Source organism: Proteus sp. Marseille-Q3619 (assembly GCF_965283115.1).
Map to the genome: position 1 here is coordinate 3,251,676 of NZ_CBDIMP010000001.1, position 26,179 is coordinate 3,277,854.

Genomic DNA, 26,179 nt, shown 5'->3' on the forward strand with positions numbered 1-26,179 from the left:
GCCATCATAAATAAAAAAGCCTCCAATTTTGGAGGCTATTGTCGTTCTTACTTTTCTTTCTGAAATGACAAAGCCTCTTAATGAAAGAGTAGAAAGAAAAAGAAGAAAGGCAAATGTGAATGTTTTTTCATTATATTGATTGGTAAATTATTTAACATATCGCTATCAAACATGATGATGTGAATAGAGTCAAGAAAAATACAATAAAAAGCGCATCACGAGGATGCGCAGAGGCGTTTTGAGTCAGTGATTTATTCTAATTTTTAATCTTGCTTTACTATTTACATTTCATCGACAAGTAAATTCTCTTCTTTCAGGCTGTTATCAGCCCGACGAGATTCGTTTTTATGCTGAACTTTGTTTAATTGACGTTCAAGTTTTGCGAGTAATTCATTAATTGCAACATACATATCAGTGTGTTGTGCATTAGCGACCAATTGCCCATTTGGTGTATGAATGCTGGCATCAACACTAAAGCCTTTAGGATCTTTCGTAAGAATAATATGAGGATTGATTAAATTCACCTGCCATTTATTGAGTTTAGTTAGACGGCTTTCAATGTGTTCACGTAGTGCTGGGGTAATTTCCATTTGTTTGCTAGTAATATTTATAATCATATAGTTACCTCTTTATTACTCCGTCTTCGATAACTTCAGAATATCGTGATACACAATTTAAAACATGATCAAAATCACTTTTTGTTAGATGTATGTGTAACTAGTAATAGAAACGTGACAAATGATAAATAGCTGAAAAAGACCGCTTGTTAAGTTGCATTTATTCAGTCATATTAGGAAGGTTGGGCTGATGAAAAGTAAAGACAATTTAGCTAGAAAAGAATAAAAAAACAGCAGCGATAAGCTGCTGTTTTTGATGGTGATGTTTTTGTTAGTCTGGATTGGCTGCAATTAGTGAAGCTACTTTTTCTGCTTCTTGCGTCAGACCTAATTCTTTATAAGCGTTTTCCATATAGACAAGCGCGTCACGAGTAGCTTGTGTGTCAGGATAATCGCGCATCATTTGCTCTACTCTATTAATAACCGCGACATAAGCCCCTCGTTTAGTATAGAATTTCGCAACAGAAAGCTCATACTTCGCTAAACGGTTTTTAAGAAAGACTAGGCGTTTGGTTGCATCGGCGACATAAAGGCTGTCTGGATAGTAACGAACTAATTGACTAAAATCTTTAAATGCCACGATGGCATGTTGAGGATCACGGTCTGAACGATCAATACCAAAGAATCCTTGTAATGCACTATCATCTAATGCTTGAGCTGTTAAGCCTCGCATATAAAGAACATAGTCGATATTAGGATGGGTTGGGTTTAATCGCATAAAACGGTCGATTGCAGAAATCGCCATTGGTAGTTCCGCTGATTTATAATAAGCATAAATCAGATCGAGTTGAACTTGTTGCGAGTAAGGGCCAAAAGGATAGCGATTATCGAGAGACTCTAATTGTTTGATAGCCGCTCCATAATTGCCATCTAGCAATTTTTCCTGACTGGTTGAGTAAAGCTCAGAAGGCGACATATCGGCAGTAGCGTCTTTGTCTGAACTCGAACAGCCAGCTAGTAACAGGCTTACAGTGGCCGCTGCCACCAGGTATTTAATGCGTCTCATCACGTATTGATTATCCTCTGAATAGGTTTGGGGAGTCTCTCCGTGAAGCTCCCCTGAAATCGGTTACACTATAACTCATTTTAAATGAAACGGCTGTGCCGTCAAAACACTAACTTAATTAATAGAAAATTATTTATGTCTCAACAAATACGACTTAATGCTACAGTCGCAGATTCACAGCTGGGTCAACGCTTAGATCAGGCTTTGGCCGAAATGTTCCCTGATTATTCAAGATCTCGTATAAAAGAGTGGATCTTAGACAATAGAGTGCAGGTTAACGATAAAATCATCAATAAGCCAAAAGAAAAAATGCTTGGCGGTGAAAAAATTGAAGTCGATGCCTTAATTGAAGAGGAAGTTCGCTGGGAGCCTCAGAATATTCCGTTAAATATCGTTTATGAAGATGACGATATTTTAGTTATCAATAAGCCAAGAGATCTCGTTGTACATCCTGGTGCGGGTAATCCTGATGGCACCGTATTAAATGCATTACTTTATCGCTATCCAGAGATTGCTAATGTACCTCGTGCGGGTATTGTCCATCGATTGGATAAAGATACAACAGGTTTAATGGTTGTTGCAAAAACAGTTCCTGCTCAAACGCATTTAGTTGAAGCTTTACAACGTCGTGAAATCACGCGTGAGTATGAAGCGGTTGCAACCGGAAGAATGACGGCGGGAGGATTAGTGAATGAACCTATTTCTCGACATCCAACTAAACGGACACATATGGCTGTGCACCCAATGGGTAAACCAGCAGTAACACATTATCGTGTTATGGAGCATTTCCGTGCTCATACACGTTTGCGTTTACGTTTAGAAACCGGTCGTACTCACCAAATTCGTGTTCATATGGCTCATATTCACCATGCTTTAATCGGTGATCAGCTTTATGCAGGAAGACCTCGTCCTTTAAAAGGGGCTTCAGATGAATTACGTGAAACGTTACGCTTATTTGATAGACAAGCGCTACATGCAACGATGCTACGTCTTTATCATCCAATAACAGGTATTGAAATGGAATGGCATGCGCCATTGCCTGATGATATGGTTAAGCTTATCGATGTGCTAAAAGCTGACGTTGAACAGTTTAAAGATGAAATGGATTGGTAAATGACTTCATTGATTTTTCCAGATTGGCCACAACCTGAAAATATTGGGTCTTGCAGTACCTTGAGAGAAGGTGGGATTAGTCTACCGCCTTATAACAGCCTCAATTTAGGTACTCATGTTGGTGATAAATTGTCTGATGTTGAAGAAAATAGACGCAGACTTTGCCAGCAAGCTCAATTGCCTGAAATGCCACTATGGCTTGAACAAGTTCATGGCACCCATGTTGTTACGCTAAATACTGAGAAAAATAATGAAATACAAGGTGATGCCCTTTACACCTCTACCGTGAAAAAAGTTTGCGCAATTATGACGGCAGATTGTTTGCCAGTCCTTTTTACAACTGTTGATGGAACAGAAGTTGGCGCCGCTCATGGTGGATGGCGAGGGCTTTGCCATGGTGTATTACAGAATACACTTGCGCAGTTTAAAGCACCTAAAGATCAAATTATGGCATGGTTAGGGCCCGCAATTGGACCAACTGCTTTTGAGGTTGGTGCAGAAGTCCGTTTGGCGTTTATAGAGAAAAATATTGCCTTTGAATCTGCATTTATTCCCCATAATGGTAAATATTTAGCTAATATTTATATGTTAGCGAGAATAATCTTACAGGAAAGTGGAGTAACTCAGATTTATGGTGGCGATTTTTGTACTGTAACTGATCCATCGCGCTTCTTTTCTTATAGACGAGAGCATGTAACTGGGCGAATGGCATCATTAATCTGGATTAAATAAACTTTCTCTCAACGTTTTTTCTCACTTATCTCAAATATTGATGAATATTTTTGCTCAAAATTTTTATTTTGAGCTTGAATATTGTCAAAATGACCTCATCTATTCTCCAGTTACGAATTTTACTTTAAATTTTACTTGGAGGTGTTATGCGTCTGGATAAATTAACCAACAAATTCCAGCAAGCTCTCGCAGACGCCCAGTCATTGGCACTTGGGAACGATAATCAATTTATAGAACCCATACATTTACTGAGTGCGTTATTTAATCAACAAGGTGGCTCAATTCGCCCTCTATTAACATCCGTAGGTGTTAATGCATCGCAATTTAATGAGCGAATTAATGATGCTTTGTCTCGATTACCTAAAGTCGAAGGTGCTGGTGGAGAGGTTCATCCCTCAAATGATTTAATTAAGCACCTTAACTTGTGCGATAAATTGGCACAGAAAAAAGGTGACGAATTTATTTCGTCAGAGCTCTTTCTTTTAGCTGCTATAGAAACCGGTGGGCAAGTTGCTGATATGCTAAAAGCAGCCGGAGCGAATAAAGCAAGTCTTGAGATAGCGATTGAAAAAATACGTGGTGGAGAAACAGTGAACGATCAAAATGCAGAAGACCAACGTCAGGCATTGAAAAAATATACTGTGGATTTAACGGAAAGAGCAGAACAAGGCAAACTCGATCCTGTTATTGGTCGTGATGAAGAAATAAGAAGAACCATTCAAGTTCTACAACGCCGTACTAAAAACAACCCTGTGCTTATTGGTGAACCGGGGGTAGGTAAAACGGCCATTGTTGAAGGTTTGGCTCAACGTATTGTTAATGGTGAAGTCCCTGAAGGTTTAAAGAATAAGCGTGTACTTTCTTTAGATATGGGCTCGTTATTAGCAGGTGCTAAATACCGTGGTGAATTTGAAGAACGTTTAAAAGCTGTTTTAAATGATTTATCTAAACAGGAAGGCAGTGTCATTCTGTTTATTGATGAATTACATACGATGGTTGGCGCAGGTAAAGCTGACGGTGCTATGGATGCGGGAAATATGTTAAAGCCTGCATTAGCTCGTGGTGAATTACACTGTGTGGGTGCAACAACACTTGATGAATATCGTCAATATATTGAAAAAGATGCGGCATTAGAGCGTCGTTTCCAAAAAGTGTATGTGGCTGAGCCAACTGTAGAAGATACTATTGCTATTTTACGTGGTCTGAAAGAACGTTATGAACTTCATCATCATGTTCAAATTACAGATCCTGCGATTGTTGCGGCTGCGACTTTATCTCATCGTTATATCTCTGACCGTATGTTACCAGATAAGGCGATTGACTTAATTGATGAAGCGGGCGCAAGCCTACGTATGCAGATGGATTCAAAACCAGAAGCATTAGATAGACTTGATAGACGTATTATTCAGCTGAAACTTGAACAACAAGCACTGCAAAAAGAGTCTGATGATGCAAGTAAAAAACGTTTAGAGATGCTAAATGAAGAACTTGCGGAAAAAGAGAAAGAGTATTCTGCTTTAGAAGAAGAGTGGAAAGCAGAAAAAGCAGAGCTTACTGGCACTCAACATATTAAATCTGAATTAGAGCAGGCTCGTATTGCATTAGAACAAGCTCGCCGTAGCGGTGATTTGGCGAAAATGTCAGAGATCCAATATGGACAAATCCCGACGTTAGAAAAACAGCTTGCTGAAGCTAATAAAGCTGAAGATAAACATATGAAGCTGTTACGTAATAAAGTCACTGATGCTGAAATTGCTGAAATCTTGGCTCGTTGGACAGGTATTCCTGTATCTAGAATGCTAGAAGGGGAACGTGAAAAACTGCTAAGAATGGAACAAGAGCTACATAGACGTGTTATTGGTCAAGCTGAGGCTGTGAGTGCAGTATCTAATGCTATTCGTCGTAGCCGTGCTGGATTATCTGATCCTAATCGTCCAATTGGTTCGTTCTTATTCTTAGGACCTACTGGGGTAGGTAAGACTGAGTTGTGTAAAGCATTAGCGAACTTCTTGTTTGATAGTGATGATGCAATGGTTCGTATCGATATGTCTGAATTTATGGAAAAACACTCCGTTTCTCGTTTAGTGGGTGCACCTCCAGGATATGTTGGTTACGAAGAAGGTGGATATTTAACAGAAGCCGTTCGCCGTCGCCCTTATTCAGTCATTTTATTAGATGAAGTTGAAAAAGCGCATCCAGACGTATTCAATATCTTATTACAAGTATTGGATGATGGTCGTTTAACGGATGGACAAGGCAGAACAGTCGATTTTCGTAATACAGTTGTGATTATGACATCGAACTTGGGGTCTGATTTAATTCAAGAACGCTTCGGGACAATTGATTATCCTGAAATGAAAAACATTGTGATGGATGTTGTTGGCCATCATTTCAGACCAGAGTTTATCAACCGTATTGATGAAGTTGTGGTATTCCACCCATTAGGTAAAGAAAACATTGCAGCGATTGCACAAATTCAATTGCGTCGTTTATACCAGCGTTTAGAAGAGCGTGGTTATCACGTTACTATCACTGGGGCTGCATTAGAGAAATTGAGCGAAGTTGGATTCGATCCAATTTATGGTGCTCGTCCATTAAAACGGGCTATCCAGCAAGAGGTTGAAAATCCATTAGCTCAAGATATCTTGTCTGGCAAATTATTACCGGGCAAAGAGATTATCTTAGATTTAGATGACAATAAGATAATCGCGAAGCAGTAATAGATAACACTAAACCAAAAAGAGGCTTATATAAGCCTCTTTTTTTATACTTTGTGTTTTTATTGAGTAAGGGGGATGGGGATATTTAAATATGATTTATATTATTTGAAACTTTTTTCGACAGTAAATGTCTATAAATTACACTGAATATATCGATTTGATTATTAAGTGTGCTATCGGAAAAAAAATTGAAATAAACACTTGCGCTAATCCGAGATCTCCCTATAATGCGCATCCACTGACCGGCGATGAGCAAACAACAAGCCACGCAGGACGGTGAAGAGAAAAGAAAAAAGTTTGAAAAAACTCTTGACTCTTCAGAGGAATAACGTAATATACGCCTCCTCGCAACAGCGCAGAAGACCGGAAACGGCAGCGAATGTTGCACTGCTCTTTAACAAATTATCAGACAATCTGTGTGGGCACTCGCAGAGACGATATCTTCTAAAATATTAGATGTATCAAGTCTTGAAGAGTGAACAACAAAAGTAAATTCATTTATGAATAGCTAAGTTTTCGATTTCTTTGAGCATCAAACACTTTTAATTGAAGAGTTTGATCATGGCTCAGATTGAACGCTGGCGGCAGGCCTAACACATGCAAGTCGAGCGGTAACAGGAGAAAGCTTGCTTTCTTGCTGACGAGCGGCGGACGGGTGAGTAATGTATGGGGATCTGCCCGATAGAGGGGGATAACTACTGGAAACGGTAGCTAATACCGCATGACGTCTACGGACCAAAGCAGGGGCTCTTCGGACCTTGCGCTATCGGATGAACCCATATGGGATTAGCTAGTAGGTGAGGTAATGGCTCACCTAGGCGACGATCTCTAGCTGGTCTGAGAGGATGATCAGCCACACTGGGACTGAGACACGGCCCAGACTCCTACGGGAGGCAGCAGTGGGGAATATTGCACAATGGGCGCAAGCCTGATGCAGCCATGCCGCGTGTATGAAGAAGGCCTTAGGGTTGTAAAGTACTTTCAGCGGGGAGGAAGGTGATAAAGTTAATACCTTTATCAATTGACGTTACCCGCAGAAGAAGCACCGGCTAACTCCGTGCCAGCAGCCGCGGTAATACGGAGGGTGCAAGCGTTAATCGGAATTACTGGGCGTAAAGCGCACGCAGGCGGTCAATTAAGTCAGATGTGAAAGCCCCGAGCTTAACTTGGGAATTGCATCTGAAACTGGTTGGCTAGAGTCTTGTAGAGGGGGGTAGAATTCCACGTGTAGCGGTGAAATGCGTAGAGATGTGGAGGAATACCGGTGGCGAAGGCGGCCCCCTGGACAAAGACTGACGCTCAGGTGCGAAAGCGTGGGGAGCAAACAGGATTAGATACCCTGGTAGTCCACGCTGTAAACGATGTCGATTTAGAGGTTGTGGTCTTGAACCGTGGCTTCTGGAGCTAACGCGTTAAATCGACCGCCTGGGGAGTACGGCCGCAAGGTTAAAACTCAAATGAATTGACGGGGGCCCGCACAAGCGGTGGAGCATGTGGTTTAATTCGATGCAACGCGAAGAACCTTACCTACTCTTGACATCCAGCGAATCCTTTAGAGATAGAGGAGTGCCTTCGGGAACGCTGAGACAGGTGCTGCATGGCTGTCGTCAGCTCGTGTTGTGAAATGTTGGGTTAAGTCCCGCAACGAGCGCAACCCTTATCCTTTGTTGCCAGCGCGTGATGGCGGGAACTCAAAGGAGACTGCCGGTGATAAACCGGAGGAAGGTGGGGATGACGTCAAGTCATCATGGCCCTTACGAGTAGGGCTACACACGTGCTACAATGGCAGATACAAAGAGAAGCGACCTCGCGAGAGCAAGCGGAACTCATAAAGTCTGTCGTAGTCCGGATTGGAGTCTGCAACTCGACTCCATGAAGTCGGAATCGCTAGTAATCGTAGATCAGAATGCTACGGTGAATACGTTCCCGGGCCTTGTACACACCGCCCGTCACACCATGGGAGTGGGTTGCAAAAGAAGTAGGTAGCTTAACCTTCGGGAGGGCGCTTACCACTTTGTGATTCATGACTGGGGTGAAGTCGTAACAAGGTAACCGTAGGGGAACCTGCGGTTGGATCACCTCCTTACCTAAGAGATACGTGTTATGTGTAGTGCTCACACAGATTGTCTGATGAAGAACGAGCAGAAATACCGGTATAGGCTTGTAGCTCAGGTGGTTAGAGCGCACCCCTGATAAGGGTGAGGTCGGTGGTTCAAGTCCACTCAGGCCTACCAAATCGTATTGATACTGCGTTATGAAGCAACTCGTTTACATTAAGTAAACTTCGTTACTCCACGCCTTATCTCACTACGATTAGCTCCATTCTTAATTAAAGGAACATTTCCGATAAGAGAGAATGCTGAGTAACAAAAAACGGTATTAAGAATGCATTATGGGGCTATAGCTCAGCTGGGAGAGCGCCTGCCTTGCACGCAGGAGGTCAGCGGTTCGATCCCGCTTAGCTCCACCATAATCTCTTGAATATAAAACAATAATTCAGAGTATATTAGCAATAGTATACTGCGAATTATTTTGCTCTTTAACAATCTGGAACAAGCTGAAAAATTGAAAACAAATCAATATATCACCGAGGTATATTGATGAGTCTCTCAAAATCTCAAACTTTGAATGTGTTTTTGACATCAAAGTGGGATGAGCGAGCAATTTACAGTTCGAGGCGGCCAGCGCGCAGCCAGCGCAACATACATAAGTATGTGAGCATGGCGAGCACTGCCCAACGACGAAATGTAATCTGCGCAGCCATCACCACCAAGATAGTCTTCAAAAAGACACCTTCGGGTTGTGAGGTTAAGCGAATAAGCGTACACGGTGGATGCCTAGGCAATCAGAGGCGATGAAGGACGTGCTAATCTGCGATAAGCGTCGGTAAGGTGATATGAACCGTTATACCCGACGATTTCCGAATGGGGAAACCCAATATCCAATGGATATTATCATTAACTGAATACATAGGTTAATGAAGCGAACCGGGAGAACTGAAACATCTCAGTACCCCGAGGAAAAGAAATCAACCGAGATTCCCCTAGTAGCGGCGAGCGAACGGGGAACAGCCCAGAGTCTTAATCAATAGCAGCATCAGGAGAACGGTCTGGAAAGTCCGGCAGTAAAGGGTGATAGCCCCGTATCTGAAGATGCTGTTATTGTGAACTCGACGAGTAGGGCGGGACACGTGTTATCCTGTCTGAATATGGGGGGACCATCCTCCAAGGCTAAATACTCCTGATTGACCGATAGTGAACCAGTACCGTGAGGGAAAGGCGAAAAGAACCCCGGCGAGGGGAGTGAAAAAGAACCTGAAACCGTGTACGTACAAGCAGTAGGAGCCTCTTCGTGAGGTGACTGCGTACCTTTTGTATAATGGGTCAGCGACTTATATTCTGTAGCAAGGTTAACCGAATAGGGGAGCCGTAGGGAAACCGAGTCTTAACTGGGCGAATGAGTTGCAGGGTATAGACCCGAAACCCGGTGATCTATCCATGGGCAGGTTGAAGGTTGGGTAACACTAACTGGAGGACCGAACCGACTAATGTTGAAAAATTAGCGGATGACTTGTGGATGGGGGTGAAAGGCCAATCAAACCGGGAGATAGCTGGTTCTCCCCGAAAGCTATTTAGGTAGCGCCTCGTGAACTCATCTTCGGGGGTAGAGCACTGTTTCGACTAGGGGGTCATCCCGACTTACCAACTCGATGCAAACTGCGAATACCGAAGAATGTTATCACGGGAGACACACGGCGGGTGCTAACGTCCGTCGTGAAGAGGGAAACAACCCAGACCGCCAGCTAAGGTCCCAAAGTCATGGTTAAGTGGGAAACGAAGTGGGAAGGCTCAGACAGCCAGGATGTTGGCTTAGAAGCAGCCATCATTTAAAGAAAGCGTAATAGCTCACTGGTCGAGTCGGCCCGCGCGGAAGATGTAACGGGGCTAAACCATGCACCGAAGCTGCGGCAGCGACACTATGTGTTGTTGGGTAGGGGAGCGTTCTGTAAGCCTGCGAAGGTGTACTGTGAGGTATGCTGGAGGTATCAGAAGTGCGAATGCTGACATAAGTAACGATAATGCGGGTGAAAAACCCGCACGCCGGAAGACCAAGGGTTCCTGTCCAACGTTAATCGGGGCAGGGTGAGTCGACCCCTAAGGCGAGGCTGAAAAGCGTAGTCGATGGGAAACGGGTTAATATTCCCGTACTGGTGGTAACTGCGATGGGGGAACGGAGAAGGCTAGGTTGTCCGGGCGACGGTCGTCCCGGTTCAAGCATGTAGGCAGAGTGATTAGGCAAATCCGGTCACTTAATGCTGAGGTGTGATGACGAGCCACTAAGGTGGTGAAGCAATTGATGCCCTGCTTCCAGGAAAAGCCTCTAAGCTTCAGGTTACCAACAATCGTACCCCAAACCGACACAGGTGGTCAGGTAGAGAATACTCAGGCGCTTGAGAGAACTCGGGTGAAGGAACTAGGCAAAATGGTGCCGTAACTTCGGGAGAAGGCACGCTGGCGGTAAGTGAAGTCCCTTGCGGACGGAGCCGAAGCCAGTCGAAGATACCAGCTGGCTGCAACTGTTTATTAAAAACACAGCACTGTGCAAACACGAAAGTGGACGTATACGGTGTGACGCCTGCCCGGTGCTGGAAGGTTAATTGATGGGGTTATCCTTAGGGAGAAGCTCTTGATCGAAGCCCCAGTAAACGGCGGCCGTAACTATAACGGTCCTAAGGTAGCGAAATTCCTTGTCGGGTAAGTTCCGACCTGCACGAATGGCGTAATGATGGCCAGGCTGTCTCCACCCGAGACTCAGTGAAATTGAACTCGCTGTGAAGATGCAGTGTACCCGCGGCAAGACGGAAAGACCCCGTGAACCTTTACTATAGCTTGACACTGAACATTGAGCCTTGATGTGTAGGATAGGTGGGAGACTTAGAAGTGTGGACGCCAGTCTGCATGGAGTCAACCTTGAAATACCACCCTTTAACGTTTGATGTTCTAACCTAGGCCCATAATCTGGGTCGGGGACCGTGTCTGGTGGGTAGTTTGACTGGGGCGGTCTCCTCCTAAAGAGTAACGGAGGAGCACGAAGGTTGGCTAAGCATGGTCGGACATCATGCGGTTAGTGCAAAGGCATAAGCCAGCTTGACTGTGAGAGTGACGGCTCGAGCAGGTACGAAAGTAGGTCTTAGTGATCCGGTGGTTCTGAATGGAAGGGCCATCGCTCAACGGATAAAAGGTACTCCGGGGATAACAGGCTGATACCGCCCAAGAGTTCATATCGACGGCGGTGTTTGGCACCTCGATGTCGGCTCATCACATCCTGGGGCTGAAGTAGGTCCCAAGGGTATGGCTGTTCGCCATTTAAAGTGGTACGCGAGCTGGGTTTAGAACGTCGTGAGACAGTTCGGTCCCTATCTGCCGTGGGCGTTGGAAGATTGAGAGGGGTTGCTCCTAGTACGAGAGGACCGGAGTGAACGCACCACTGGTGTTCGGGTTGTCATGCCAATGGCATTGCCCGGTAGCTAAGTGCGGAAGAGATAACCGCTGAAAGCATCTAAGCGGGAAACTTGCCTCGAGATGAGTCTTCCCTGTCACCTAGAGTGACCTAAAGGAACGTTTAAGACTAAGACGTTGATAGGCTGGGTGTGTAAGCGTAGCGATACGTTGAGCTAACCAGTACTAATGAACCGTGAGGCTTAACCTGACAACACCGAAGGTGTTTTGTCTGAGAGACGAACATCGATGAAGTAAGCTTGTTTAAGATTGAGATTGCTGGTTACTGAGAAAGAAACAACAGTAACGGGTAATGATACTGAATTTGCTTGGCGGCCATAGCGCAGCGGACCCACCTGAATCCATGCCGAACTCAGAAGTGAAACGTTGTAGCGCCGATGGTAGTGTGGGGTCTCCCCATGTGAGAGTAGGGAACTGCCAGGCATTAAATAAGACGAGAAAGCCAACCCAATGGGTTGGCTTTTTTGCGTTTGGGGTTTCTCTGTCTCTATTTTATTTTTGAGGAATAAAACACTATTTTAATTGCTGATAAAACAATGAACCCGCCGCAGCTCCCGCAATATCGTAAGCAAAATCATGCCAGCTCCAGCCAGTACCTTTCGGACGACTATCATAAAGCTCTTTTGTTGCACCTAAACTAATCGAAAACGAGAGCCCAATTAATAATCCCTCTCTATGACCATAATTTTGATGATCTGCATACGCATTTGCGCCCGCTGAAGCAGCCATAGAAAATAAAAAATGTTGAGCTTTATCTTTGCCTTGCCAATTATCATTGGCAAAATGAAATGACTGGCAACCCGTTAAAGTCATTATTGATAATAAAATGATCAGAGAACCACATTTAAGCCTTAGTTTCATAAAAAATAAAAGCCTTTTCACTGATAAAAATATTTTAATATAAGTGCTTATTAAGTATAGAAGATAATTTTAGAAAACAAAAAAGCCTTACTGATATTTAAGTAAGGCTTTAAGACGGGAAGCGTTAGCGTTTAAAGTATACGGCTAATTAATCTATCAACACGAATACGTCGTAATCGTTTGATTAATTTCTTCACTTTTAGAGGATAAAGTTTAATATTTTCTAGATCTTGGTAATGTTTTACGACAATAGTATGTTGGCGAATACAGGCTAACTCATTGTGTCGTTGCTCATGTAATTCATGTTTAGGATCATGAATTAATATGGCATTTTCTAAATCTAATCCCCATGCACGCGGATTAAGATTATTACCAGTAATTAATTGCCAGCTATCATCAACCCACATGCCTTTTAGGTGATAGGTATTATCGTTATCTTTCCAAAGTCTTACTGTTAATTGGTCATTATCAATAAAGCGTTGGAAACGTTGGGTAAATTTACGCAGATTGATCTCATAGAGATAAGGTAGAGCACCAATAATTTTAAATGGCTCTTCTGGTGGAATATAGAAGTCATTTGCAGTTTTATCACCAATAATAATTTCGACTTGCTTGCCATTTCTTAATAAATGACTGATTTGACGTACAAGGATCGCAGGTAAATTAAAATAAGGTGTACAAATAACAAGCTTTTCTTCAGTAGAAGCCATAAGGTGAGAAATTGTCTTATTTAAGATATTTTTCTTACCTAAACCCATTAAAGGTGTTACTGCCAGCTCGTTGTTAGAAGCATTGGCTTTAATATCATAGCCATCACGAGTGCGTAAATTGAAACGAAATTGACGAATACAGTTTTTAATTTCGGCACAACGAACTCTATCTTTGATATCCAATCGTTGAATCGCTTCTGATTGCAAAAGATCAGTCACAATAAACTGCTTCATTGTGGAGGCTAATTCGCTATTTTGGATGATGTGATATCTGTCATAACGATATTTATCCAGTTTGTGCAAATAAACATTATTAATACTTGCGCCACTATAGATAACCGTATCATCAAAGATAAAGCCTTTAAGGTGTAATACACCTAATGCTTCACGAGTGTTTACGGGAATACCGTAAATAGGGATCTCGACATCAGGGTGTTGCTGTGCAACGTGGTAGTACCAATCAGCATTCGTTGCATCAGCAGAGACACCAATACGCCCACGTTGAGCACGGTGCCAGTCAACAATAACTGTAATGGCTAATTCAGGACGTTGTTGTTTTGCGCTGTAAAGCGCATCAAGGATCTCTTCACCAGCCTCATCGTGCTCTAGGTAAAGAGCCGTAATAAAGATCTCTTTCTTTGCTTGAGCAATATATTTCAATAAGGTGCTGCGAAACGCGGACGTCTGATAAAGCGTTTCAACATCAGCAACTGACTGAGCTAATTTAGGCAGTTGTGCAAGGTGTTGTTGATGCTTAGCAAGTTTTAGTTTAGACAACATCACAGTGCTTAATTCTCTTGTTTATGATGGCAGATGGAGCCATCGTCCATGTAGATTTTCTTTAACCGATCTTCTGATCATAACATTAGTTATATGGGATGTACGCATAAAATCATCATATATAGCTAATTTATCAAAGGATGCGTGAACAATCACATAAAGAAACTTTCTCTTATGATTATAGCGTTGGGCTATCTTTTGATGTTCCAAGCTGTAAATCAAGATTGACTATTCCTTCATCAAATTGTACTTCAACAGAAAATCCTAGTTTTTTCGCTAAACTTATCATATTGCGATTCTCAGGCATGGTTATCGCGGTCAAACGTTTAATGCCATGTTCTCTAGTATAGTTGATAAGTTTAGTCATAAGTTGATGACCTAAAGTATTTCCTTTTAAATCAGAACGCACAAGAATAGCAAATTCTGCATGCTGATTATCCGGATCTGCCATTGCACGGGCAACACCAATGATTTCAGGCCGATCTTCTGGATTTCGGATTGCAACAAAAGCCATTTCTCGATCGTAGTCAATTTGGGTCATATTCGCGAGATCGTCATGCGTAAACTCACTGATCTCACTAAAATAGCGATAATAAAGATCTTCTTTTGTTACTTGGTTTATAAAGGTTTTAAGTAACGGTTCATCTTCCGGCAAAATAGGGCGGATAAAGCAAGGATTGTTATCTCTTAGAAAGAAGGTTTCTTCTAATTCATTGGGATAAGGGCGAATAGAGAGCCTTTGATGAGGATCGCCTTGTAGAGGCGCTAACTCCATCGCGACATCGAGTAGCGTAAAATCATTACCTGAAGCCAGTAGAGGATGAATATCCAATCTGACAATTTGTGGACAATCTAAAAGTAAGTGAGAAACCTGCACCAAAAAATGGCTTAGACTTAATATATTTAGAGGCTGTAAAGCGCTTCTAGGCTGTATTTTTCCGCTTTTTATCGCATTAATAACTAGATAACGGGCAAGCGCCATATTAAGAGGTGGTAAAGCAACTGCAGCTTTAGTTTCTATTTGCCACTCAACTCCCCCTTCACCTAATACAATTAATGGACCAAAAATAGGATCTTGCTCGATTGCGACTCGTAGTTCTTGAGAGCCAGCTCTATTCGCCATACTTTGCACCAATAAACCCTGAATTTGTGCTTGAGGGTAGAGTTCTGTAACACGCTCTATAATAGCATGAGCTGCTGATGATACTTCTGTACTGTCTCGAAGATAAAGCATAACACCTTGTACTTCGGACTTATGAGGGATATCAGGAGAACGCAATTTCAGCGCAACAGGATAACCAATCTTTTCAGCAATATTGACAGCTTCTTGTGCATTATGGGCAATCCAAGTAGGAAGAGTATTAAAGCCGTAAGCTTCCATAATTGGCTGAACTTGGTGTGTGTCTAATCGATATTGCTTATTTTTTAATGCCTCTTCAATGCAACGATGTGCTTGTTGCGTATTCATTTTGACATCTAAAGGTAATGCCGGTGTCTCTTTTAACTGCTTCTGGTTACGGCGATACTCCACCATATGCATAAATGCGGTGACGGCACCTTCAGGTGTTCGATAGGTTGGAATTCCTGCTTCACTAAATAATTTGCGTGATTGCTGAGAGGAATACTCTCCCCCCCAGTTAGTGAAAACGGTAAGCCATTTACGTCGAGGATGTTTATTGATGGCTTCTATGACTCGTTGCGCAGTTTCAATGCTAGGAGCAATGGCACTCGGTGTGTGAATAAGGAGTAAAGCATCGTGATCATGGCTATCTAACAAACAATTCAATGCCAAAATATAACGTTCAACCGTTGTATCATCACCTAAGTTTAGCGGGTTGCGAATGGCATTTTCTTCTTGAATAACACTTTGTAGTTTTTGTTTTGTTTCATCTGTAAGTTGTGCGAGCTTTCCTGAATGCAAAAATAGCTCATCAACTGCCATTGCAGCAGGTGCAGAGCCATTACTCATAATCATTAATCTTTCGCCTTTTAAAGGCGTCATATAGCTAAGTGTTTCAACGGCAGAAAACATCTCATGGGTATCTTGTACTCGTAATAAACCCGCACGTTGAAAAGCGGCATCATAAGCCACGTCATAACTAGGTGTATCGCCCAATAACAGTTGAGCTTTTTGAGTACGACCACTTTTTATCACCAGAATGGGTTTATTACGCGAAGCACTACGAGATGCTGACATAAATCGTCGTGCATCTTTTATATGTTCGAGATGCAATAAAATAGCACTGGTTTTACTGTCTCTTGCCAGAAAATCTAATAAGTCATCGACTTGGATATCTTGATTATCACCTAGCGCAATAAAATAGGAAAAGCCGATATTACGATAATAAGCCCAATCTAAAATCGTGTTGGCGACAGCCGCTGATTGCGAAATAAAAGCTAACTTTCCTTTTTTAACTGGAAGAGGTGAAAAGCTGGCATTTAAACCTTGCCACGGTGCTAAAAGCCCCAAACTATTTGGGCCAAGTAAACGGATATGATATTGCTGACAAAGTAATTTTATTGGCTGAAATTGTTCAGGTTGTGCAGAAAGCACAATCACGGTTTTGCAACCAGATCCACCTAATTGTTTTAGTAACTCAAGGTTGCGGCGATGATGTGTACAAATAATCGCGAGATCAGGAACTTGAGGCAATTTATCAATAGAAGGATAAGTGAAAACACCAGAGACAGAGCCACGAGAAGGATTAATCGGAAATACTGGGCCATTAAATCCACCACTGAGCAAATTTTTCATCATGGTGGTTCCTGCTCGACCTAATTTTTCAGAGGCACCGATCACCGCAATAGATTTAGGACGTAATAGTGCTTCAAGACCTCGTTGGCTCATATCCACTCCAGAGTTTCATTATCAACTGCTATTCAATGTAGCTGATTTGATCTTCTTTTGCCTGACTCCGGTCTGGTTTTCCAAGTAAATATTGTTGACGAAAGTAACTAAAATGAGAAAAAAGTTGTTGTGAGGCTTGAATATCGCCGACATTCTCTAAAATAGAAGCTGCAACTTCTGCTGTACAATGTTGATCTTCCCTTGCTGCTTGGCGAAGTATGTACTCACATTTACTTGCCTCATTTAAAGAAAAAAGGGGTAATGAATTGAGATAAGGGCTTTTGCGAAACATTTTGCGTGCTTCACTCCAAGTGCCATCAAGGAGAATAAACAAAGGTGGTTTGCTATTTGCAGGGAGTTGGTTGTATACAACACGTTCATTTGACGCATAGCTTTCAGGGAAGACAACATAAGCTTGCCTATCTGGTGTATTGATTAGATCAAGCAAGGCTTGTTCTGGAGCGGTTCGGGACCATAAAAAAGCCTGCGTGTTTGGCAATACATCGGCAATTAATTTCCCCGTATTACTTGGCTTCATCACTTCGGTATCATACATCAATAAACAAAATTGGCTTTTTGCAGGTTGATTGACAATCGTGTCACAAAGACATTGTTTTTCAGGTAATAAGCAAAAAGAGCAACGTTTTGTACGAAAACCTCGTGCTTTAAAAGGGCGAGTCGAAATCGAAAGTCGATATTGACGAAGTCGAAATACTGCATTGTCACGCATAACAGATTGACCAATACTCATAAAAAAGAATCGAATATTATCATGTTCAAAACAAACAAACTATTCAGTATGTTTTTATCATAAAAATCATACTGATATATTGGTTATGTATGAGATGGAGTTAATTATCAATTGATCCTGATTAGTTTATCGATTCCTGTGCGTGATTCTCTCGGTGACAGTTGCTAAACTATCATGTAATCTGCGCCCCTATTGCAGTTGGAGAGACAAATGAACGATTCTTATGAAGGTAAAAACGGCAAGGTAAAAGTAATGTATGTCCGTAGTGAGGACAATGCCGATAATAAACCTAAAAAACCATCCCGCCGTCCTGAAAATGGTCGTGGTGATAGCCGTGATAACAAACGCGGTGATAACCGTGACGACAAAAATCGTGATAATAGACGTGGTGATAACCGCGACGATAAAAATCGCGATAACAGACGTGGTGATAACAAATTTTCTCGTCGTGATGACCGCGGTGCAGGTAAGCCTTCAGGGCGTGGCGCATCACGTAATGAATCAAAACCTTCTCGTGATAGCGAAGGCGGAAGTTTTTCTCCATGGAAAACAGTTTCTCGCCCCGCTGGCGAAGAGGCAATTAAAGAGCACGATGGCATTACTGGTAAGAGCCAAATCGATCCTGAACAGTTGCGCCGCCAACGTTTAGAAGAAACGCGCATTTATGGTGAAAATGCGTGTCAGGCTATGTTTAAAAATCGTCCTGATGCCATTGTTCGCGCTTGGTTTTTACAAGATGTGACACCACGTTTTCGTGATGCACTAAAATGGATGGCTGCAAATCGTAAAGCCTATCATGTTGTTGAAGAAGAAGAGATGGTCAAAGCCGCTCGTACCGATCACCATGGTGGCGTATGCTTCTTAATTAAAAAACGTGTTGGTCATGATGCAGAAACCTATTTGAAAGATGCACCTGAACATGATTGTGTTTTAGCACTTGAAGATGTGGGAAATCCACATAACGTCGGTGCAATTATGCGTAGTTGTGCGCACTTTGGTGTGAAAGGGGTTATCTCTCCTGATTCCGCTGTATTAGAATCTGGTGCTGCTGTTCGTACCGCAGAAGGTGGTGCTGAATATATCCAAGGTATTGATGCTGATAACTTTGCTCAAACTTTAGATAAATTTAAAAAAGCGGGTTATACGCTGGTGGCAACATCAAGCCATAAAGGCAGTGTGCCATTATCAAAAGCACAGTTACCAGCGAAAATGGTACTGATCTTAGGTCAAGAGAAAGATGGCTTAAGTGAAAACACATTAAATCAAGGTGATATGAGCATTTACATCGGTGGTACTGGGCACGTTGAAAGCTTAAACGTCTCAGTGGCTTCTGGTGTGTTATTAGCAGAATGGTGGCGTCAGCACCAAGGCTAATCGCTTTATTGCTTTAAAGAATAATATAAAAAATCCCGCTTAAGCATTATGCTTTTTAAGCGGGATTTTTATTTATAAGATCTACGCTAATAGCATTATTTTCCTGGTGAGAATGGCGGTTTAGCAAACCAGACCACAATCATCATGATAAGAAAAATACCTGCAGCTAACCAAAAAATTTCATTGGCTGAAATAATCAATCCCTGTTCTGTAATAGTCTTAGCTAAATACGCTGACGCTTGTTCATTTGAAAGACCAAGATCATTCATTTGTTGGTACGCCATTTGCGAATCAGGATCGAGTGGATTAATTTTTTCTACAAAGGTTTCATGGTGAAGTGATTCTCTTTGTGTCCAAATTGTTGTGGTTAACGATGCGCCAATTGCCCCTGCCAATGTTCTTAAGAAGTTCGAAAGACTTGATGCTGATGCCATTTTTTCTGGTGGTAACCCAGATAATGTCATTGTCGTTAATGGCATAAAGAAACACGCAACTGCTAAACCTTGCCAGAATTGTGGCCATGCCACAGTGGCAAAGTCCATTCCTGGTTCGAAGGTATAAGCTCGCCAATAAAAACACACAGAAAACATAATAAAGCTAAAGCTGATGATATAACGTAAATCCACTTTACCACCAAACTTACCTATAATTGGTGTGATAATTAAAGGCAATAAACCTACGGATGCTGATGCTAATCCAGCCCATGTTGCTGTATAGCCAAAGACTTCTTGTAAAAGTAGTGGCAGTAAAACAATAGTACCAAAATAGATCATATAGGCGAGGCTGAGTGTGACGCAACCAATGGTAAAGTTTCGACTCTTAAAGAGTGAAAGATCTATCACTGGATGATCGTCTGTTAACTCCCAAACAATTAAGAAGCTAAGTGCGACCACCGCCACAATAGTGAGGACTATAATTTCTGTCGAATTAAACCAATCCAGCTCTTTCCCCTGATCGAGCATGATTTGCAAAGCGCCTATACCCACGACGAGTAAAACAAGGCCAATGGTATCTATTGGTTTAATTTCAGTTTTTGTTTCGCGCCCAGATAAGGTGTTTGATATACACATAATAATCAACACACCAAATGGAACGTTAATAAAGAATATCCATCCCCAATGATAGTTATCGCTGATGTAACCACCTAAGATAGGGCCTAAAATCGGTGCAACAACAATAGTCACTGACCATAGTGCAAGCGCCATATTTCGTTTTGCTGGTGGATAGTTATTCAATAACAAACTTTGTGACAAAGGAATAAGTGGTCCAGCTACTAAACCTTGAAGCACTCGAAAGAAAATAAGCATTTCAAGACTTTGCGAAATACCACAAAGCCAAGAGGTTAACGCAAAAAGTGCCGTTGACCACATAAAGAGTCGAACTTCACCAATACGTTTTGCTAACCAACCTGTAATTGGAATAGAAATAGCATTCGCCACACCAAAAGAGGTAATAACCCAAGTCCCCTGTGAGTTAGAGGCACCTAAGTTTCCTGCAATAGTTGGAATGGCTACGTTAGCGATTGTAGAATCGAGAACTTGCATAAAGGTTGCCAACGCAAGGGCGATGGTCATTAAAGCAAGTTTTCCTCCTTGTAATGGCTCTTTGATCACCTTTACACCTCGCCTTTATTGTCCTGCATTTTGTTCAATGATTTCATTGATCAGTTTATTAATCTCTGACATATCAATTGTTAAAGCATCAGTATGGTAAGCAGGTGTTTGGCGTTCGCTGTGTGATAATACTTTTCCATCAAGGTTAATCGTATCGACAGTCACTTCAGAAGAAAGACCAATACGTAGTGGTTTTTCCGCTAATTCTTTTTCATCTAATGAAATACGAACGGGTAAACGTTGAACGACTTTTATCCAGTTACCACTGGCATTTTGCGCAGGTAATAATGAGAAAGCACTCCCTGTTCCCATATCTAAACCTAATACCGTACCGTGATAAATGACTTTTTTGCCATAAAAATCAGTTGTGATTTTTGCTGGTTGGCCAATACGCATATTGGCGAGCTGGGTTTCTTTAAAATTGGCATCAATCCACATACCTGTTACAGGAACAACGGCCATTAACGGTTTACCTGGTGAGACTTGTGCGCCAACTTGAACGCTACGACGTGAAACATAGCCATCTGTTGGGCTTAAAATTTTAGTACGTTCTAAGGCAAGCCATGCATTACGAACATCAGTTGATGCTTGTAAAACAGAGGGTTGTTTTGCAATTGGTGTATTTAATATAATTGCCTGATTAGCATTATATTGCTCTCTTGCAACTTCTAAAGCCGCTCTTGCAGTAGAAACAGCTTCTCTGGCATGTTGAAGTTCTTCTTTACCAATAACATTGCGTTCGCCTAAAACTTCACGGCGACGAAGATCATTCTGTAATTTAGTGAGCTCTGTTTCGCGTAAAACGATGTTTGCTTTTAATTGACGGCCGTTGATGATTTGCTGATGCATTTGGCGAACACTATTAGCTAATGCTGTTTTTGCTTTTTCTAATGCCAGTTTTTCATCACTTGAATCTAATAAAACTAAGGGTTCACCTGCTTTTACAAAATCAGTGTTATCCACATAAACGGTGGTAACAGAACCAGAAATCTGTGGCATCACCATGATTTGATTGCCAGTCACATAAGCATTATCTGTTGTTTCATGATGTCTTAGCACCAAAAACCAATAAGCTGTATAAGCTGCGCCAGCAACAATAAATAGGATAGTTAGCAACAGTAGAACATTTCGGCGAGTTCGTTTTTTATTGCGAATGGGAGCCTGAGGGGGGGTATTTTCCTCATTAACACTCATTTAGAAGATCTCCATAAAACCAGAAAAACATCATTAGATATGTTTCCAGTATTAAAACTGGAAACATAATTATAAAGTCAATCTTAGAATAATTATTAGCGTGAAGGTAAATTATAAATGCTAATGGGTAAGTATGTTTGCCGATTTATGTCGTAAATAGGATTAGATCAATAAAACTATTTATTATGCAACTTATTCACAATCTTTTTCAGCCAAAGTATCTAATTGTAATAATAACTTACGCATTAGCGTTTCAAGCTGTCTTTGTTCGGATTGATCTAATACAGACCAGATTTGTTTTAAACACTGATGCTGCGGTGGTAATAAGCTATTTAAAAACTCTTCACCTGCATCAGTTAAATGGAGATGTAAACAACGGCGGTCATTATGACTTTCACGACGTTCAATCCAACCTTGCTTTTCAAGTTCATCAGCAATACGGGTTGCATTTGTTCTTGAAGAGCCCAAAGCTGCACTTAATTCTGATGGTTGAATACTACGATTTTCTGTCGTATCTAAAATCATTAGTGCCATAAATAATGTCTCGTTAATACCTTGAGACTTCAACATATTATTACGACTTTCAAGAAGTTTGCTTTGAACATGCATAGAAAGGCGAGTTAACAAAATTTCTTGATAAGGAATATCTTTGTTAAGCGATTTCTGTTGTGTAGCGCGAGTGTTTAGTAATTCTTCTGTTGGCGTAAATGAGCTTTCCATTTTTAGACACCTTGTTAGTTTCGAAAATTAGGATAATTTTGTTATCAACATGTTAAATAGTATATTAAACACACAATTTAGCAATTTTTATTATTTATAGTCACTATATTTTTTTGATTATGTTACCTGATTCATAAATTTTCTGAATGATAACACAAAAAAAAGATAGGTACTTATCTCTTTGCAATAAGTTAATAAAATCAATTTATCACTTATCTGACAATGAATAGTAGTCTATTTGCGAAAAAAGGGATCATTTTTTACGATAAAACACGTAATAAATTTATTATCACTATCAATGGTTGTTATGTAGATAGTATCGAAATGAAATTATTTATACAGTGCTTTATTGGGTGGATTGATATAATTTTCTTAATAAAGAATGGGATGATGATATACATTAATAGTAATCACGCTGTTAAAACATTCACATTTTATTCTGATTAGCGGGGGTTGAAGAAATAATATAACCCATCCTTGGGTCTAAAAATTATTCGGCGTGGATTATTGGATCATTTTTATAACCTAAAAACCAAACAATCAGACCGATAACACCAATGACTAATCCGGCGATAGAAACACCTGTCCATCCATATTGATGATAAGCATAACCTGATAGTAAAGATCCTAGCGCACCACCAATAAAATAACTTGTCATATAAGCGGCAGTCAGGCGGTTTCTAGCATCAGGTAAAATACGGTATATGGTGCTCTGATTGGTGACATGAACACCCTGAACAGCTAAGTCTAGCAGGACAACGCCAATAATAAAGCTGATGAGCCCAACCCAGTGATAATAAGGTGCAACAATGATAAAACCCCAAGAAAGAAAGAGGATGATTAATCCTACTGTGGTGGTTTTCTTGCCTTTTCCTTTATCTACTAATACACCCGCTTTACCCGCCATTAATGCACCTGCGGCACCTACAAGACCAAATAAACCAATCACGGCATCCGAGTAATTAAAAGGATCAGAAGCCAATAAAAAGGCCATTGAGGTCCACAATAAACCAAAGTGAGCAAAAATAAGAGCACCAACTAATGAGCGAGTTCTTAATACGGGAGTTGTTGCAAATAATTTGAAAATAGAACCTAGCAATTGGAAATAATTTAAGTTGGTTTCACTTTTATAAGTGGGTAAACAGCGCCATAAGGTGATGGCTAACATCGCCAGAAAAATACTGGCTATCCAGAAAATACCCTGCCAATTAGTAAATGACGCCATTAACCCAGATGCGGTTCTCGCCAGTAAGATCCCGAGTAAAAGGCCACTCATAATCGTTCCGACAGCCTTTCCACGTTGATGTGGCGCGGCAAGCGTTGCAGCAAAAGGAACAAGAATTTGAGCTACAACGGAGAACATGCCTGAGAGTGCAGTTCCTATTAACATCACCCAAATATTAGATGCCATGGCGGTAATTAATAGGCCACTTGCTGAAATTAATGTCATGGTAATAATGAGTGAGCGACGTTCAAAAATATCGCCAAGAGGCACTAATAACATTAACCCTATGGCATAACTTAATTGTGCGGTGGTGACAATAAATCCAGCCAAAGTAGCAGATATGTGGAAATAGTTTGCGATTGAATCAAGTAGAGGTTGTGCGTAATAGTTACTGGCAACAACCATACCTGTGGCAACCGCCATAAGTAAAATAAGACCTTTGCTTAGCGATGTTTGTGGTGCGGTGTTTTCCATAATACTCGTAACAAATCATTTGTAAGGTAAATGATAGTAACATGAGTCATTTTTTTGAGAAAAGAATTACTGTGATAGAAATGTTCAATTAATTTGATACAAACCCTTAGAATCTATTTCTATAACATATTGTTTTATATGATAAATAAATATTAGATTTTGCTTGTTAATAACTGAAAAGTGTAAAAAAGAGCATAGCCAAACACCATATCCATTGAATTGAAACGCCAATAACGGCAAAAGAAAATAGGCGTTTAGTCCCTAGCCAACGGGCTTCCATAGTCTGTTTTTGGGGACGTTTAGGAAATAATATAGAGAGACTTTCATCAAAACTAACATCGTCTTGATAACGATAAAGAGCTTGAAAAAAATGGCTATCAAGCCATAAACGAAAAAGATGATATTGCGTAAATAAAAATAAAAGAGAAGCAACAAAGAAAGCCAATTTATTGTGAAAATGAAGGCTAAATACAGGTAATGTGCTTATATAAGGTAACAGTGATAACAGCAGTAAATAGCGCCAACTTCGAGTTAAAGACACAATGACTTTACCACTAGTTTTTGTTGTCAGCATAGTTGCCTCGTTATCTATTTTGTTGGAAACGTGAATACCAAATTTGTAATGCCTCTTGTGTTTCTGAATTTAAAATCACTTGAGGGCGTGTTTGATACACCTGTTTTATTGCGTCTTCCAAAGTATCTACTGTGCCATTGTAAACGAGCCATGCAACCGCAATGGTTGCACTGCGTGAATAGCCTAATTTGCAATGAATATAAACAGTACCTACTTGGCTAAGTTGTTCCATAGACAACATGGCTTTGCTGATATCATCAGGAGATAATGGTAATAAATCGATTTGAGGTTGGGCTAGATAAAGCTGATTTTGGCTAAATTTGTTTCTTGGCCATTCACAGGTTAAATCAAAAACTGCATTCGCTTTTAATTTATAAAGTGGGCGTCCACCTAATAAAATACCTTCGGTTACTAAACTGGGTGTTTGGCAGCGAGTTAAATAATAGCGATAAGTACACCAAGCAAAAAAGCGATAAGGTAATAGGATTATCTGTGCAGAAAGGGGAATTTCACCCTGTGCATTTTTTTGAAAAATAGAAGCTCCAGCCCCTAAATAACCTAAAGTCACAAAAGTTAATGTGATTGCAGGCCAGAGAAAAACCCAAAAGAAACCTTGTAAACCAAAAGATAACAGGTAGAACACCATTGCTGATAATGCATAGTTTTTACCAATACGTAAACTGCGTTTGCTGCCAGTAAAATGCCATTTCCAACGTGAATTTATTGGCAATAAATAACAGATAAATACGCCAACACCAAAGCCTGTAATAATATCAATAAAGTGATGCTGCCATGTTGTCAGTACAGAAACAGCAATAAGCAATGACCATAAATTTAAAAACCATTGCCATGATTTAGGCGTATGTGCGCGAAAACGTAACCAAAGTATCCACAATAAGATAATGTGCAAAGAAGGGGCTTGATTATAAGGTAAATCAAAACCTTCTAATTGGGTAAATAACCAACCAGAAAATCCTTCTGTTGTTGGGCGAATAAAACTAAATTTTAAAGGAAATAATAAAAAACCAGCACAAGCAATAAGAGAGGCCACAATTAAACGTAGTCCATGTATAAATTGTTCTCTCAATGTTGTACAAATAATCAGTGAAATACCATAGGCAATATTCACACTCCAATAAGGAATGATTGTCCAAGGTAAAAAAGGGATCGCTTTTTCCCACGAATAAACAAAAGAAGGAACATCAGATAAAGTGGAAGTGTAAGTGTTAACTTGCATATAAGTTAAATAGAAAAATGGGGCAAGAAACAACTGCCATACAATACCAGCAAGCCAGATATTTTTTCTCGATGATGTTATTTGAGTGTGTTGGGTTCCACCCATACTAAA

At 40.9% G+C, this 26,179-nt stretch carries 16 protein-coding genes, 2 tRNA genes, 3 rRNA genes and 1 other annotated feature; of the genes, 9 read left to right on the forward strand and 12 right to left on the reverse strand.

Annotation, left to right across the window (positions count from 1 at the left end):
• Positions 1 to 9: 9 nt before the first annotated feature.
• Positions 10 to 127 (reverse strand) — a sequence feature (Phe leader region).
• Positions 128 to 281: 154 nt separating this feature from the next.
• Together raiA and bamD are read right to left on the reverse strand one after the other, a co-directional pair.
• Positions 282 to 617: a ribosome-associated translation inhibitor RaiA gene (gene raiA, locus ACWPWK_RS14970; RefSeq protein ID WP_109374392.1), complete on the reverse strand. Its 336-nt coding sequence runs from the start codon at positions 615 to 617 to the stop codon at positions 282 to 284.
• 271 nt (positions 618 to 888) lie between these two features.
• Positions 889 to 1,623 carry an outer membrane protein assembly factor BamD gene (gene bamD, locus ACWPWK_RS14975; RefSeq protein WP_109374391.1) on the reverse strand — a complete coding sequence of 245 codons (735 nt, stop codon included), beginning with the start codon at positions 1,621 to 1,623 and terminating at the stop codon, positions 889 to 891.
• Positions 1,624 to 1,758: 135 nt separating this feature from the next.
• Between bamD and rluD the strand changes: the two genes are divergently transcribed.
• From rluD to rrf, 8 genes are all read left to right on the forward strand, one after another.
• On the forward strand, positions 1,759 to 2,736 hold the full coding sequence (gene rluD / locus ACWPWK_RS14980) for a 23S rRNA pseudouridine(1911/1915/1917) synthase RluD (RefSeq protein ID WP_075672439.1): 978 nt from the start codon (positions 1,759 to 1,761) through the stop codon (positions 2,734 to 2,736).
• Positions 2,737 to 3,468, forward strand: coding sequence for a purine nucleoside phosphorylase YfiH (gene yfiH, locus ACWPWK_RS14985; protein ID WP_109374390.1), 732 nt, complete (start codon positions 2,737 to 2,739; stop codon positions 3,466 to 3,468).
• A 146-nt stretch (positions 3,469 to 3,614) separates the two neighbouring features.
• A complete protein-coding gene (gene clpB, locus ACWPWK_RS14990; protein ID WP_109374389.1) occupies positions 3,615 to 6,188 on the forward strand; it encodes an ATP-dependent chaperone ClpB in 2,574 nt (857 codons plus the stop codon).
• Between the two features lie 543 nt (positions 6,189 to 6,731).
• Positions 6,732 to 8,274 (forward strand): 16S ribosomal RNA (locus ACWPWK_RS14995).
• 71 nt (positions 8,275 to 8,345) lie between these two features.
• Positions 8,346 to 8,422, forward strand: a tRNA-Ile gene (locus ACWPWK_RS15000).
• Between the two features lie 160 nt (positions 8,423 to 8,582).
• Positions 8,583 to 8,658, forward strand: a tRNA-Ala gene (locus ACWPWK_RS15005).
• A 336-nt stretch (positions 8,659 to 8,994) separates the two neighbouring features.
• A 23S ribosomal RNA gene (locus ACWPWK_RS15010) occupies positions 8,995 to 11,897 on the forward strand.
• Between the two features lie 117 nt (positions 11,898 to 12,014).
• Positions 12,015 to 12,130 (forward strand): 5S ribosomal RNA (gene rrf, locus ACWPWK_RS15015).
• Together the 16S, 23S and 5S rRNA genes with 2 tRNA genes alongside form the textbook arrangement of a ribosomal RNA operon.
• Positions 12,131 to 12,220: 90 nt before the next feature.
• Here the strand turns inward: rrf and ACWPWK_RS15020 are convergent.
• The 4 genes from ACWPWK_RS15020 to ACWPWK_RS15035 all read right to left on the reverse strand — a co-directional run bounded on the left by ACWPWK_RS15020 (position 12,221) and on the right by ACWPWK_RS15035 (position 17,636).
• Entirely contained in the window at positions 12,221 to 12,568 is a 348-nt protein-coding gene (locus tag ACWPWK_RS15020; protein WP_109374054.1) for a YfiM family lipoprotein, read from the reverse strand.
• 131 nt (positions 12,569 to 12,699) lie between these two features.
• Positions 12,700 to 14,058 carry a CDP-diacylglycerol--serine O-phosphatidyltransferase gene (gene pssA, locus ACWPWK_RS15025; RefSeq protein ID WP_109374055.1) on the reverse strand — a complete coding sequence of 453 codons (1,359 nt, stop codon included), beginning with the start codon at positions 14,056 to 14,058 and terminating at the stop codon, positions 12,700 to 12,702.
• 178 nt (positions 14,059 to 14,236) lie between these two features.
• Positions 14,237 to 16,906: a bifunctional acetate--CoA ligase family protein/GNAT family N-acetyltransferase gene (locus tag ACWPWK_RS15030; protein ID WP_109374056.1), complete on the reverse strand. Its 2,670-nt coding sequence runs from the start codon at positions 16,904 to 16,906 to the stop codon at positions 14,237 to 14,239.
• Positions 16,907 to 16,934: 28 nt separating this feature from the next.
• Positions 16,935 to 17,636, reverse strand: coding sequence for a tRNA-uridine aminocarboxypropyltransferase (locus ACWPWK_RS15035; RefSeq protein ID WP_109374107.1), 702 nt, complete (start codon positions 17,634 to 17,636; stop codon positions 16,935 to 16,937).
• Positions 17,637 to 17,867: 231 nt separating this feature from the next.
• On the opposite strand from ACWPWK_RS15035, the gene ACWPWK_RS15040 reads away from it, so the two are divergent.
• The gene (locus ACWPWK_RS15040; RefSeq protein WP_109374057.1) at positions 17,868 to 19,031 is read left to right on the forward strand and encodes a tRNA/rRNA methyltransferase; all 1,164 of its coding nucleotides are present in this window, start codon (positions 17,868 to 17,870) and stop codon (positions 19,029 to 19,031) included.
• A 95-nt stretch (positions 19,032 to 19,126) separates the two neighbouring features.
• Here ACWPWK_RS15040 and emrB read toward each other — a convergent pair whose 3' ends face one another.
• The 6 genes from emrB to ACWPWK_RS15070 form a co-directional block, all read right to left on the reverse strand.
• Positions 19,127 to 20,644: a multidrug efflux MFS transporter permease subunit EmrB gene (gene emrB / locus ACWPWK_RS15045; protein WP_109374058.1), complete on the reverse strand. Its 1,518-nt coding sequence runs from the start codon at positions 20,642 to 20,644 to the stop codon at positions 19,127 to 19,129.
• A 15-nt stretch (positions 20,645 to 20,659) separates the two neighbouring features.
• Positions 20,660 to 21,838 carry a multidrug efflux MFS transporter periplasmic adaptor subunit EmrA gene (gene emrA / locus ACWPWK_RS15050; RefSeq protein WP_109374059.1) on the reverse strand — a complete coding sequence of 393 codons (1,179 nt, stop codon included), beginning with the start codon at positions 21,836 to 21,838 and terminating at the stop codon, positions 20,660 to 20,662.
• A 192-nt stretch (positions 21,839 to 22,030) separates the two neighbouring features.
• A complete protein-coding gene (gene mprA / locus ACWPWK_RS15055) occupies positions 22,031 to 22,558 on the reverse strand; it encodes a transcriptional repressor MprA (protein WP_075671530.1) in 528 nt (175 codons plus the stop codon).
• Between the two features lie 490 nt (positions 22,559 to 23,048).
• A complete protein-coding gene (locus ACWPWK_RS15060; RefSeq protein WP_109374061.1) occupies positions 23,049 to 24,257 on the reverse strand; it encodes an MFS transporter in 1,209 nt (402 codons plus the stop codon).
• Between the two features lie 166 nt (positions 24,258 to 24,423).
• Positions 24,424 to 24,831 (reverse strand): hypothetical protein, encoded by a 408-nt coding sequence (locus ACWPWK_RS15065; RefSeq protein WP_160230057.1) that lies wholly within the window; start codon positions 24,829 to 24,831, stop codon positions 24,424 to 24,426.
• 10 nt (positions 24,832 to 24,841) lie between these two features.
• A complete protein-coding gene (locus tag ACWPWK_RS15070; protein WP_109374063.1) occupies positions 24,842 to 26,173 on the reverse strand; it encodes a phosphatase PAP2/dual specificity phosphatase family protein in 1,332 nt (443 codons plus the stop codon).
• Between the last annotated feature and the right edge of the window lie 6 nt (positions 26,174 to 26,179).

Coding starts and splice junctions, on each gene's coding strand:
- ACWPWK_RS15035 (WP_109374107.1), bottom strand. CDS start 17,636: ATGCGTGACAATGCAGTATTTCGACTTCGTCAATATCGACTTTCGATT.
- mprA (WP_075671530.1), bottom strand. CDS start 22,558: ATGGAAAGCTCATTTACGCCAACAGAAGAATTACTAAACACTCGCGCT.
- rluD (WP_075672439.1), top strand. CDS start 1,759: ATGTCTCAACAAATACGACTTAATGCTACAGTCGCAGATTCACAGCTG.
- bamD (WP_109374391.1), bottom strand. CDS start 1,623: ATGAGACGCATTAAATACCTGGTGGCAGCGGCCACTGTAAGCCTGTTA.
- raiA (WP_109374392.1), bottom strand. CDS start 617: ATGATTATAAATATTACTAGCAAACAAATGGAAATTACCCCAGCACTA.
- ACWPWK_RS15065 (WP_160230057.1), bottom strand. CDS start 24,831: ATGCTGACAACAAAAACTAGTGGTAAAGTCATTGTGTCTTTAACTCGA.
- ACWPWK_RS15070 (WP_109374063.1), bottom strand. CDS start 26,173: ATGGGTGGAACCCAACACACTCAAATAACATCATCGAGAAAAAATATC.
- yfiH (WP_109374390.1), top strand. CDS start 2,737: ATGACTTCATTGATTTTTCCAGATTGGCCACAACCTGAAAATATTGGG.
- ACWPWK_RS15030 (WP_109374056.1), bottom strand. CDS start 16,906: ATGAGCCAACGAGGTCTTGAAGCACTATTACGTCCTAAATCTATTGCG.
- emrA (WP_109374059.1), bottom strand. CDS start 21,838: ATGAGTGTTAATGAGGAAAATACCCCCCCTCAGGCTCCCATTCGCAAT.
- pssA (WP_109374055.1), bottom strand. CDS start 14,058: ATGTTGTCTAAACTAAAACTTGCTAAGCATCAACAACACCTTGCACAA.
- clpB (WP_109374389.1), top strand. CDS start 3,615: ATGCGTCTGGATAAATTAACCAACAAATTCCAGCAAGCTCTCGCAGAC.
- ACWPWK_RS15020 (WP_109374054.1), bottom strand. CDS start 12,568: ATGAAACTAAGGCTTAAATGTGGTTCTCTGATCATTTTATTATCAATA.
- ACWPWK_RS15060 (WP_109374061.1), bottom strand. CDS start 24,257: ATGGAAAACACCGCACCACAAACATCGCTAAGCAAAGGTCTTATTTTA.
- ACWPWK_RS15040 (WP_109374057.1), top strand. CDS start 17,868: ATGAACGATTCTTATGAAGGTAAAAACGGCAAGGTAAAAGTAATGTAT.